The 12,269-nt window shown below is 37.7% G+C and carries 11 protein-coding genes; 4 read left to right on the forward strand and 7 right to left on the reverse strand.

What is annotated here, in order from left to right:
• The first annotated feature begins 99 nt into the window (after positions 1 to 99).
• Positions 100 to 1,140: a 23S rRNA (adenine(2503)-C(2))-methyltransferase RlmN gene (rlmN, locus tag ABVM49_RS08195; protein WP_298347811.1), complete on the forward strand. Its 1,041-nt coding sequence runs from the start codon at positions 100 to 102 to the stop codon at positions 1,138 to 1,140.
• A gap of 46 nt (positions 1,141 to 1,186) precedes the next feature.
• Here the strand turns inward: rlmN and ABVM49_RS08200 are convergent, their stop codons facing one another.
• Positions 1,187 to 2,038 carry a choice-of-anchor J domain-containing protein gene (locus ABVM49_RS08200; protein ID WP_405201460.1) on the reverse strand — a complete coding sequence of 284 codons (852 nt, stop codon included), beginning with the start codon at positions 2,036 to 2,038 and terminating at the stop codon, positions 1,187 to 1,189.
• A gap of 131 nt (positions 2,039 to 2,169) precedes the next feature.
• Here ABVM49_RS08200 and ABVM49_RS08205 point away from each other — a divergent pair, with 131 nt between their 5' ends.
• On the forward strand, positions 2,170 to 3,147 hold the full coding sequence (locus ABVM49_RS08205) for a polyprenyl synthetase family protein (protein ID WP_405201461.1): 978 nt from the start codon (positions 2,170 to 2,172) through the stop codon (positions 3,145 to 3,147).
• Between the two features lie 2 nt (positions 3,148 to 3,149).
• Here the strand turns inward: ABVM49_RS08205 and ABVM49_RS08210 are convergent, their stop codons facing one another.
• From ABVM49_RS08210 to ABVM49_RS08225, 4 genes are all read right to left on the reverse strand, one after another.
• Entirely contained in the window at positions 3,150 to 3,533 is a 384-nt protein-coding gene (locus tag ABVM49_RS08210) for a hypothetical protein (protein ID WP_405201462.1), read from the reverse strand.
• A gap of 51 nt (positions 3,534 to 3,584) precedes the next feature.
• Positions 3,585 to 4,442, reverse strand: coding sequence for an acetyl-CoA carboxylase, carboxyltransferase subunit beta (accD, locus tag ABVM49_RS08215; RefSeq protein ID WP_035325293.1), 858 nt, complete (start codon positions 4,440 to 4,442; stop codon positions 3,585 to 3,587).
• A gap of 184 nt (positions 4,443 to 4,626) precedes the next feature.
• Complete coding sequence (gene fbaA / locus ABVM49_RS08220; RefSeq protein ID WP_021778358.1) at positions 4,627 to 5,694, reverse strand: class II fructose-bisphosphate aldolase; 1,068 nt, start codon at positions 5,692 to 5,694, stop codon at positions 4,627 to 4,629.
• Positions 5,695 to 5,873: 179 nt separating this feature from the next.
• Positions 5,874 to 8,405: a BamA/TamA family outer membrane protein gene (locus ABVM49_RS08225; protein ID WP_405201463.1), complete on the reverse strand. Its 2,532-nt coding sequence runs from the start codon at positions 8,403 to 8,405 to the stop codon at positions 5,874 to 5,876.
• Between the two features lie 77 nt (positions 8,406 to 8,482).
• Here ABVM49_RS08225 and ABVM49_RS08230 point away from each other — a divergent pair, with 77 nt between their 5' ends.
• Complete coding sequence (locus tag ABVM49_RS08230; protein WP_405203666.1) at positions 8,483 to 9,223, forward strand: RNA methyltransferase; 741 nt, start codon at positions 8,483 to 8,485, stop codon at positions 9,221 to 9,223.
• Positions 9,224 to 9,233: 10 nt separating this feature from the next.
• Here the strand turns inward: ABVM49_RS08230 and ABVM49_RS08235 are convergent, their stop codons facing one another.
• Positions 9,234 to 9,938, reverse strand: a complete 705-nt coding sequence (locus tag ABVM49_RS08235) for a porin family protein (protein WP_035325290.1) — start codon at positions 9,936 to 9,938, stop codon at positions 9,234 to 9,236.
• A 4-nt stretch (positions 9,939 to 9,942) separates the two neighbouring features.
• A complete protein-coding gene (ubiE, locus tag ABVM49_RS08240) occupies positions 9,943 to 10,671 on the reverse strand; it encodes a bifunctional demethylmenaquinone methyltransferase/2-methoxy-6-polyprenyl-1,4-benzoquinol methylase UbiE (protein ID WP_380032968.1) in 729 nt (242 codons plus the stop codon).
• A 248-nt stretch (positions 10,672 to 10,919) separates the two neighbouring features.
• Between ubiE and trkA the strand changes: the two genes are divergently transcribed.
• Entirely contained in the window at positions 10,920 to 12,269 is a 1,350-nt protein-coding gene (gene trkA / locus ABVM49_RS08245) for a Trk system potassium transporter TrkA (RefSeq protein ID WP_298347818.1), read from the forward strand.

The following is a 12,269-nucleotide window of genomic DNA, read 5'->3' on the forward strand; positions in this document are numbered from 1 at the left end:
AGAGGGTTTTATTATTTTATGATGGGTGTAGTATGGTGACCTGGTTGTATCTATAAGATCTAGTGCGGGAAACAACAAACAACTCCGTACCTTTGCATCGTGAAAACAGAAAAGAAAGACATACGTAAATTAACCAAAGAAGATCTTAGAACTTTCTTTGTAGACCAAGGTGATAAAGCCTTTAGAGGTAATCAGGTTTATGAGTGGTTATGGCAAAAAGGGGCGCACGACTTTGTAGATATGACTAATATCTCAAAGGAGACACGCATCTTGCTAGATGAGCATTTTGTGATTAACCATATACGTGTTGACCAGATGCAACGTAGTAGTGATGGTACTATAAAGAACGCTGTAAAGCTGCACGATGGTCTTACGGTTGAGTCTGTTTTAATACCTACTAAGAGTAGGACAACCGCCTGTGTATCTTCACAAGTAGGTTGTAGTCTTAATTGTAAATTTTGTGCGACAGCTAGATTAAAGAGAATGCGTAATCTCAACCCAGATGAGATCGTAGATCAAGTAGTTGTGATAGATAGGCAAAGTAAGCTATATCACGATAGACCACTGTCTAACATCGTTTTTATGGGGATGGGAGAGCCATTAATGAATTATAATAATGTGATTAAGGCTATAGATAAGATCACAGATCCAGAAGGACTTGGTATGTCGCCTAAGAGAATTACAGTCTCTACCTCTGGTGTGCCTAAGATTATTAAAAAAATGGCAGATGAAGAGGTGAAGTTTAATCTTGCTGTATCGCTGCACTCTGCGCTAGATGATGTGCGTACAGAGATTATGCCCTTTAATGAGCAAATGCCACTTGCAGATCTCAAAGAAGCACTTATTTACTGGTATGAAAAAACTGGAAAGCGCATTACCTATGAGTATGTAGTTTGGGATGGCATAAATGATAGACAGATAGATATAGATGCTTTATTAGATTTTTGTAAAGCAGTGCCTAGTAAAGTAAATATCATAGAGTATAACCCTATAGATGATGGTCAGTTTCAACAAGCAAACCCTCAAGCTATAGACCGTTATGTAGATGTACTTGAAGCAAATGGTGTCACAGTAACAGTGAGAAGATCACGAGGTAAAGATATAGATGCCGCTTGCGGACAACTGGCAAATAAGCAATAAAAAAGCGACTCAATTGAGTCGCTTTTTTTATGTCTAAGTAATAAACTTATTTGTTTACAATTTTTATTGAAGTAGATGCAGTAGCGCTGCTTATTTGAGCCACATATACTCCAGTAGGTAAATCATTGAGATCTACTGTATCTGTATTTCCACTAAGTGAAGATGTTCTTACATCTTGCCCTAAGAGATTGAAAATTTTTGCATTTACTAATTCTTCTTGCGAACTTATTGTAAGAATTTTAGATGCTACAGAAACGTTTAAGCCTTGAGCTAGTAGCTCTTCTGTAGAAAGGGTTGCGTCTACAGTAAGACGATCAATACCTATAAAGTTTGAATTGTTACCTGTTGGTCCACCATCTGTAACCCAGTATCTAAATGCAACTTTAGTAATCACCCCGCCGTCTGGAAGACCGGACATTGTTATAATTTGTTGTTCCCAATCTTCTGGGTATCCTCCCACTGCAAGTGATGGATTTATTTCTAATAGTACGTCTGTATAAGAACCATTACTTGAAGAAGTTGGTTCAGTTCCGCTTCCATCAGGATCTAAACGCACTTCTAGTCTGTCTGGGAAAGTACTAGCTGCACCAGTTCTAGTATAAAATGTTAATTCATCACCATTGCTTAGGTTTAGCTCTGGTGTTATAAAGTAAACATCAATAACTGATCCACTTGTAGCGTTAAAATTCATACCTAAATAAGATGTGCTGGCACCGTCAAATGCTTCAAAAACAGCATCGTTACCTTGAAATATATCCGTATTAGGAGTGTCACTTACATTTAAAACAGTATAATCGGTTAAGGTCGTAATATCATCAAAACCCTCATCAATCAAGGTGTTTTGAGCATTCATAGTAAAGGCCACTAAAAAAGCGGCAATAAGAGTAATTTGTTTCATATTTTTTTAATTAGGATTATTAATACAATGCTTAAGTTACAGAAAATTATAGGTTCTTAATGGAAATTTAACACTATCAATACAATAAGTTTATAAATACAATCCTAATTGTAAGTGGTATCTTTACTATAATGAAAGTAGTAGCTCAAATTAAAGAACCCATAGCCTATGAAATGGAGCTTTTTGAAGAAAAGTTTGCCCTTTCTATGCGCTCTAAAGTGGCGCTTCTTAACCGTATCACACATTATATTGTAAATCGTAAGGGTAAGCAAATGCGACCTATGTTTGTATTCCTTACTGCAAAAATGATGAATAGCGGTGAGGTAAACGACCGTACATATCGTGGCGCCTCTGTTATAGAATTAATACATACGGCAAGCCTTGTGCACGATGATGTAGTAGACGATAGTAATATGCGTCGCAGTTTCTTTTCACTCAATGCTTTATGGAAAAATAAGATTGCTGTATTAGTAGGTGATTTTTTATTTTCAAAAGGATTACTTCTTTCTATAGATAATGGTGACACAGATTTATTACAAATTATCTCTGTCGCTGTACGCGAAATTTCTGAAGGAGAACTACTCCAGATTGAAAAAGCTAGAAAACTCGATATCACAGAGGAGTTGTACTACGAGATTATTAGACAAAAAACCGCTACACTCATTGCGGCTTGTTGTGCAATGGGAGCTCAAGCCGTTCACGCAAAAGGTAAAGAAGTAAAGCGTATGCATAAGTTTGGTGAACTTATAGGGATGGCTTTTCAAATTAAAGATGATCTTTTTGATTACGGTTCTGAAAAAATAGGGAAACCTACAGGTATTGATATCAAGGAACAAAAGATGACCTTACCGCTTATATATGTACTTAATACAGTTTCAAAAAAAGAGAAGGATTGGCTTATTAATAGTATAAAAAATAAGAACACAGATAAGAAGCGTGTAAAAGAAGTGATTGCCTTTGTAAAAGATAATGGCGGCCTTGATTATGCGATATCAAAAATGAAAGCATTACAGCAAGAGGCACTAGAGATACTTATGACCTATCCTCAATCTGTATACCGTAACTCCCTAGAGCTTATGGTAAATTATGTGATAGATAGAAAGAAGTAAAACTATTTTGTTTCGTTAAGCATTTCTTGAAAATGATTCTTTAAAATAGTGGATACCTTAGTATTTAGTGTATCTAATATACCTTCCCTTCCATAGAAACTAATATCTGGATTCTCTTTATGTACTAGAACAATTAAAGGATAACCTCTTTGAGCTTCAAACATATCAATATTTTCAAATCCGATTAGTGGTGGATTCTGGTCTAAATAGTATTGATATCTTATATTTTTAACTGAAGAATTATTAAAAGGATCACCATCAGGAACTGCAGATGTAATTATTCCTTGAACTTCGATAAAGTCATCTTCATCATAATCATCATATTGGTATTGTTTCTTGCAAGAGAATAAACAGACTATTAAGATGATATTTACATAAAATTTCATTAGCAATTTTAAAAAAAAAGGAGATGTAATAAACACCTCCTTTTTAAAATTTTAAGCCCTCACTGGTCTATTTAGTATAAGATCTAAGTAAAGATTAATTTTATTTTTAAGCTCCTGTCTAGGTGTTATAAAATCTAAGAAACCGTGCTCTTGTACAAACTCTGCGGTCTGGAAACCTTCTGGTAATTCTTTACCTGTAGTATCGCGTACCACACGAGGTCCAGCAAAACCTATAAGTGCTCCTGGCTCTGAGATGTTAATGTCTCCTAGCATTGCAAATGAGGCAGTTGTTCCTCCGGTGGTAGGGTCTGTACATAATGATATGTAAGGTATACCAGCATCTGCTAGTTGAGCAAGTTTAGAACTTGTTTTTGCTAGTTGCATAAGTGATAGTGCAGCTTCCATCATACGAGCACCACCAGATTTTGAGATGATCATAAAAGGAATGTTATTTTTGAGAGAGTAGTCTGCAGCACGTGCAATCTTTTCTCCTACAACGCTACCCATAGATCCACCTATGAAGCTAAAATCCATACAAGCTATCACTAGATCTGAGCCTTTAGATTTACCTACAGCAGTACGCACGGCATCTTTAAGTCCAGTCTTTTCTTGAGCGGCAACTAGCCTATCTGCATACGCCTTTTTATCTTCAAATTTGAGAGGATCTTTTGAGGTGAGTTTTGCGTCTAGCTCTTTGTATTTATTATCATCAAAGAGAATTTCAAAATACTCATTACTCCCTATGCGTACGTGGTACCCATCTTCTGGTGAGATATAGAAGTTTTTTTCTAGCTCTTCTGTGTCTACTATTTTACCAGTAGGTGATTTATACCAGAGTCCTTTAGGAGTATCCTTTTTATCCTCTGTTGCAGTGTGTATTCCTTTTTCTTTACGTTTGAACCAAGCCATATAAGGTGTTTGAATTTGGTTAAGGGTATTATTAGTTCTTCTTAGCAAAGGTGACATTGTATGGTATCAACCTTTCGCGTAAGCGTTCAAAATTTCAAAATAATAGGCTGTAAAAATACGTAAAAGGGATGATATCAAACAATTTTGACATCATCCCTTTTATGTAGTAATAATATGTTGATTATTAGAGCGTATCTACATTATTAAGGTCTTCAAAAGCCTTTTTAAGACGTGCTCCCATCGTTCCTTCTGCCTTGCGTAACCATACGCGTGGGTCATAAAATTTCTTGTTAGGAGAGTCATCACCAGTAGGGTTTCCTATTTGAGTTTTAAGATACTCGGCGTTTTCTCCAAAATAATCACGTATACCCTCTGCAGTAGCATACTGAAGATCTGTATCTATATTCATCTTTATAGTACCATATCCTATAGCCTCACGTATCTCTTCTACGGTAGAACCGCTTCCTCCGTGAAAAACAAAATCTATATGATTATGCTCCTTTCCATACTTTTCTGAAATGTACTCTTGTGAGTTTTTAAGAATTTTTGGTGTAAGCTTTACATTACCTGGCTTGTATACTCCGTGTACGTTTCCAAAAGCCGCAGCGATTGTAAATTGATCACTTACCTTGCTCAATTCTTCATAAGCATAAGCAACTTCTTCTGGCTGGGTATATAATTTTGAGTCATCTACATCGCTATTATCTACACCATCTTCTTCACCACCTGTGATTCCTAACTCTATCTCAAGGGTCATATCCATTTTTGCCATACGCTCAAGATACTTTTTACAAATCTCTATGTTCTCTTCTATAGGCTCCTCACTTAGGTCTATCATATGAGAGCTGAAGAGTGAGTGACCGTGCTCCTTATAGTACGCCTCACTAGCATCTAGTAAACCATCTATCCAAGGGAGTAACTTTTTTGCACAGTGGTCTGTGTGTAAAATAACTGTAGCTCCATATGCCTTTGCAAGCTCGTGTACGTGCTTTGCTCCAGCTACTGCTCCTAGTACGGCTGCTTGCTGGTTTTCATTACTAAGTCCTTTACCTGCGTTAAACTGGGCGCCACCATTAGAAAACTGTATGATGACAGGAGCGTTAAGTGAAGCTGCTGTTTCTAGCACAGTATTTATACTGTTAGACCCTATAACATTTACAGCAGGAAGGGCAAAACCTTTTTCCTTTGCATAGTTAAAAATTGCTTGTACTTCGTGCCCTGTGGCAACACCTGGTTTTATAGAATGCGACATTGTATGAGTTTAAAATTTATGTAGTAAAAGTAATGAATATTACTCGTTTATTATTCTTGTGAGGTGGGTTACTACGATAACGTTTTAGGAGAATTACGCTTTCGCGAAAGCATAATTAGAAGTATTTCAATGATATAAAGTGTGTCTATATCATTTTACATAAGCTCATCTATCTAAGATTAAAATGGGTAATTAATCCCCACGTTATAGACAGCATTTGCAAAGTTGTACTGGGTAAACCATCTATCACCCTCTGCAAGGGCTGGGTTGTATGTTTTAAAACCTATGTCAAAGCGGAGTGCGAAAAAGTCAAAATCCCATCGCAATCCAAAACCTGAGCCTAATGCTAGCTCTTGTAAACTCTCAAATCCTGTAAATCTTGAGGCCTCATCTTCTACATTATCAAAAACATTCCAGATATTACCAGCGTCTGTAAAGAGCGCACCTTCTATAGGTCCTATGAGGTCAAATCTATATTCTAGGTTAAAAGCAAGTTTCATATTTGCTTCATTAAATTCATTGGGGCTACCGCTGCTTCCTGGGCCCAGGTCATAGGCTCTCCAGGCTCTGTTATCATTAGACCCACCGCCAAAGAAACTACGTATAAAAGGAATACTCCCAGAGTTACCATAAGGAATGGCAATCCCTCCAAAGGCTCTTGCCGCAATAATATTATTATTACCTAGGTCCCAGTGACGAGAGTAGTCTAGTTCTGTTTTTACATACTGTGAGTATACTACGCCAAAGAGACTTTTATTACCATCTTCATTTTTGCTAGTATTTGCGATATTACCTGCAAGGGCTAGGGCATTACCAGCAAGCTCAATATTTGTTCTAAAACGGCTAAAGGTTTCGTCAAAAAGGTTTTCTCTATTATCGTAGGTGTGGGAGATATTAAGAGATACAATGAGGTTATCTTCTGTAAGTCGCTCCTGTCGCTCGCCTATAGCTTGTATATCATTTATATCATTTTGAGAAATATCACCAGCGTTACCATTATCTACATCATTTATAAACTGCTCTGCGCCAAAAGGTATTGAGAGGTTTACCTCACCACTTGCATCTGTAGTAAAGTATGCAGGATTTACATCTGCCTGATTGTTTTGAGCAATACTGTTTAAATCATCATAACTATTTCTGTATATATTGAAATAGTTGTCTGGGTTGAGGTTACGCACATATTGAGCATTTACAAGATCTACGCTAAAAGATCTTTTCCAAGAGGGGCTCCAGTTGTACGTGAGACTACCGCTCACTGTTTGTTTATCCAGCCCTATATTTTGCTGTACGCCTACACCTAGATTAAAACGGGTATTAGGTTGCCACTCTGCAGGTATCCATTTATTAGTATTAAACGGAAAAAATATACGTGGGAAGGTAAGACGCATATCTGCGCCTATTTCAGAGATATTAAAAAAACTATCATCTGGATTTGCAGCATCATCAGATGCTCCTACACTACCACGACCAGAGATTTCAAGTGTTTCTGCTCCTCTAAAAATATTACGAATTAATAGCGACCCAAAACCAGCAATCCCAAAGTCTTGAATATTTGAGGTAGAGACATCAAAATCTGCCCTAAGCTTATATTTTTCTAGCGGGGTGAGTCGTATGCTTGCTATAAGGTCAGATCGTGTACTGTCTGCAGGGTCTTCGGTATATGAGATACTAGGGTACTTAAATGTACCTAGCCTACTCAACCTGCTCAAACTCTGTATGCGATCTACATCGCGGTAGATAGCGCCAGGCTTAAGAGGGATAATATCTGTAAGTGCCTTAGGTCTGTAATTTATTTTATCATAAGCATAGATATTAAAGCCATCACTTACAAGAGAGTCATTAAAGGTTTTATTACGATTATCATAATTATAATCTGTTATGATGTTTACGCTAGATACTTTATGCACTTTAAAAGGAACCTCATACGTAGAGTCATTTACAGTCTCTGTACGGTTATCTATTATATACTCTAGATTTGCCTTATGGTTTGTTTTTACAGTATCTCCTACAAGGCGTATATAATCAGACTCAAAATGGTATAAGCCATTGTTTCTAAATAATTCTGTAAGGCGCTGTGTCTCTGTATTTATGTTTGCTGTGGCATAACGCTCTCCCGGTTTTAGTACAGACTCGTCTTTATGTACATAATAAATAGAATCTGCCACTGGAGAAGCAATGATAGGGGTAATACTATCTAAAAAGTAAGGTGTACCCTTCTTTACTTTATAATCTATAGATGCGCGCTGGTTACTATCTTTTTTAATGTCGTAGCCCACCTCGGCATTAAAATAGCCATTGTTTACATAATAAGCAGTAAGGCGTTGGGCAGACTTTTCGGTAATGGCTTCTGTTACGATGGCTGGAGCTTCACCAGTCTTTTTTATACCGCTATTAAAATTCTTTTTAAAATTACGCACAGCTTCTACTTGCTTTGCAGAAAGTAGTCGTTCCCAGAAGGTATATCTATTTGCACTTGCAGCACGTTGCGCATCAAGTATAGAGTCTATATTAGGCCTTGCCAGGTTATAAATATATAACCGTAGAGGCGTACCTATGAGGGGTAGTTTTGTGTTAGGTTTTTGGTACAGGTAATTGTAAAGGCGTGTCTCGCTTACTTTTTCTTCACCATCATAAATGGTGTTTTCTGTAAGGAGGTGACCATCTGCAGGAACTCGTTTTGTTGCGTTACAACCTAACAGAAAGAGTGCCACTACCAGAAATAGTGATATTTTTGTACAAGTTGTTTTCAATAGGTCGTTTTCATCATTTTCAAAAGTACATCTTAATCGTGGTAAGCAAAAATACAATCAAACGAATAACGAGTTTAGGGCAAAAAAAGTACCGCCAGCGCGAAGGTGTTTTTGTTGCAGAGGGTATTAAGGTTGTAAATGAACTTCTTTTATCATCACTAGAGCTTGTAGAATTACATACCGAAGATGTTTCCGCTTTCGCGAAAGCGTTATCACCCCAAGACCAGTCTAAAGTAAATGAAGCAACTCCAGCCGAGCTTAAGAAACTCACCTTTTTAAAAACCGCACAAAAGGCAGTGGCAACATTTAAAATGCCAGAAGCAATAGCTATAGATAGGTCTGGGCTTACCGTTGTGCTAGATGATGTACGTGACCCTGGTAACCTAGGCACTATTATACGTCTTTGTGATTGGTTTGGGATAAAGCAGCTGGTGTGCTCAAAGGCTACTGTAGATTGTTATAACCCAAAGGTGGTGCAAGCCACAATGGGATCGCTCACGCGGGTAGCGATTATTTATACAGATATTGATACATATTTGGCTAGTGAGCATCGTCCCGTTTTTGGAACCTTTATGGATGGAGAAAATATTTATGCAGCATCACTGCCGCAAGAGGGTGTGATTGTAATGGGTAATGAGGCAAACGGAATCTCTACGAGTATTGAGGAACTCGTGACAAAGCGTATTGCTATACCTAGATTTGGTATCACACAAGCTACCGAAAGTCTTAACGTAGCAACGGCAACGGCAATTTGCTTAAGTGAGTTTAAAAGAGGGTAGTAGCGCGGTCTTACTGAAAGGTGAAGTTTAAGAACACACCTCTGGTTTGCATCTTTGTAATATTACCCGTCCACGGACTGTTAGGTCTATTATCACGTACTAACTCGTCAGACGCGGCAAAGACCCCTTTTATACTAGGTATAAATTTAAAGTAGTAAAGATATAATTCTACACCTATAGCCATCTCATAAAAGAAAGGACTAGACGTTGTACGGAACTGTCCAGCAAAGTTATCATCTGGATTGTCTTCGTTGCTAGATAAATTAGTTACTGTAGCTACGCCAAATTGTACATATGGGCGCACATTATTAAGTCTTCTCGTATTAAATTTAAGTGCAAGTGGTAAGTATATATACGTAGAGGGCACCTCCCGTAGCTGATCATTTTCATCATCAAAACGTGGGTCTGGCGCATACATAAGATTACGCTGTGTGTAGATGAGTCCTGGTTCAGTGCGTAAACTCACAAACTCAGAGAGTCGTAAATCACCTATGAGACCTACATTAAAACCTACAGATTTTTCAACCTGAATGTCTTCTTGCTCATTTTGATAATCAAAATTGTAATCCATTGAGTTTACACCAAAGTAGTATCCCCAAGAAATAGGTTTTTTATCAAAGTTTTGATCATTCTGAACTCTGGGTCTAGATAACCACTGAGCATTAACCGAAGAAAAACTTAAAACAAGTGCTATTACAGCAATGTATGTGCGCATAAAATTATTTTGTAGCCGTGTAAATTGTTGCAACGCCAAAGGTTTGTGGCTTATGTTGCACGTCTTTAAACCCAATTTTACGCAAAATATTGTTGAGTACCTCTCCAAAAGGAAATGCATTTGCGCTTTCACTCAGGTAGCCGTAAGCATTTTTATCTTTAGAAAAGAGTTTACCCACGGTAGGTAAGATCACTTTAGAGTGGAAGTTGTATCCTTGTTTAAAAGGTGTTTTTGTAGGGACAGAGGTTTCTAATATCACAAAAATCCCTCCTGGTTTTAGTACACGTAGTATCTCTGCTAGACCTTTTTCTAGTGTTTCAAAGTTACGTACCCCAAAGGCTACAGTGATAGCATCAAAAGTATTGTCTTCAAAGGGCATATTTTCACTATCTGCCTGCATCATCTCGATGCGGTCATCAAGTTCTTTGGCAGCAATTTTCTTTCGTCCTACAGATAGCATTCCTTCAGAGATGTCAAGACCTACTAGTTTGCTGGCATTTGTACTTGCCATATTAATAATAAGGTCTCCCGTACCTGTTGCAATGTCAAGGATAGAATCTGGGTTAGTATCTGCCACAAGTTGTACCACCTTCTTGCGCCACTTTACGTCTATCCCAAAAGAGATCACACGGTTAAGACCGTCATACTCGCCAGAAATGTTATCAAACATTTGCTCTACTTGCTCTTTTTTAGACTGGTCTGAAGACTTATATGGGGTTACCTTTTTGGCCATTTCAATTTTTTTACAAAGATAACGCTTTCGCGAAAAATTATAATCCATAACCCCTTTATCTTCTAGACGAAAGCTTATTTGTCTTGCTCTGGGTTTCAACTCTAGATGCTTAGTTATTTTGAATACCGTTCGTTTTTTTTCGCGAAAGCGCACCTACAAAGCCCTCCAAACTGGCAATAAACCCTTGCAATTTTTTTAATCCATCACCTATGTAGTATCTTTGTACGCATTTTTGAGCACATCCATTTATGAAAATAATCATTGCAGGAGCAGGAGAAGTAGGGTTTCACTTAGCAAAATTACTCTCTTACGAATCTCAAGATATTACCCTTATTGATACTAATAGAGAGAGTCTGTCATATGCAGACACGCATCTAGATATCAGAACTATAAAAGGGGACGCAACCTCTATTGCGATACTACAAGACTCACGAGTTGAGGGAGTAGATCTTCTCATCGCAGTTACAGCAAGCGAGACTACAAATATCACGGTTTGTGTACTGGCAAAACAGCTGGGTGCACAGCGCACCATTGCTCGTATATCTAACACAGAGTTTATTGAGCATAAGGAGCTGGCAGGCTTTCAGAAATTTGGGATTGATGAGTTAATCTCTCCAGAGAGTCTAGCAGCAAGTGAGATTGAGTTACTACTTAATCAGAGTGGTTTTTCAGACAGTTATGAGTTTGATAATGGAGCACTTACTATGGTAGGGACTACCTTATCACGTACCGCATCTTTTGTAGGTAAAAGTGTAAAAGAGGCAGCAAAGATTTTTCCAGAGTTACACTTTATGCCTATCGCGATACAGCGAGAAGGAACGCAGTATACATTGATCCCTAGAGGTGATACTGTTTTTAAGGAAGGTGATCATATTTACTTTGTGACGGTGCAGGGCGGTGTAGAAGAGATTTACAAGCTTACTGGTAAAATACGTCAAAACATCAAGAATGTTATGATACTGGGCGGTAGTAACATCGGGTCAAAAACTGCAAAAGATTTATGTAGTAATAGATTTAATGTAAAACTAGTAGAGAAGAACCGTGAGAAAGCAATTGATCTAGCAGATTTACTACCTAAGGCACTCGTTATAAATGGTGACGGTCGTAATGTAGAACTACTAGATGAAGAAAATATACACGATATGGATGCCTTTATCTCTGTGACAGGAGATAGTGAGACTAATATTATGTCGTGTCTGGTTGCTAAGTCAAAAGGAGTACAAAAAACCATAGCCCTGGTTGAGAATATGGATTACTTCCAACTCTCACAGAGTATAGGTATTGATACCCTTATCAATAAAAAGCTACTAGCTGCAAATAATATCTTTAGATACATCCGTAAAGGAGAGGTGGTAGCAATGACTAAGCTCAATAATATGAATGCAGAGCTACTAGAATTTATTGTAAAAGACTCTTCTGAAGTGCAAGGGAAACGTATACGAGACATAGACTTCCCTAGAAGTGCAACTATAGCAGGAGTAGTAAGAAATAATCAAGGTCTTATAGCCTTAGGTGCTTTTAGAATAGAAAAGGGTGACCGTGTAGTAGTATGCTGTTTACCTAGATCTATTAAAAAGGTAGAAGAAATGTTTATCTAG

This window comes from Dokdonia sp. LLG6352-1, assembly GCF_045055815.1.
In the GTDB taxonomy this organism is placed as follows: domain Bacteria; phylum Bacteroidota; class Bacteroidia; order Flavobacteriales; family Flavobacteriaceae; genus Dokdonia; species Dokdonia donghaensis.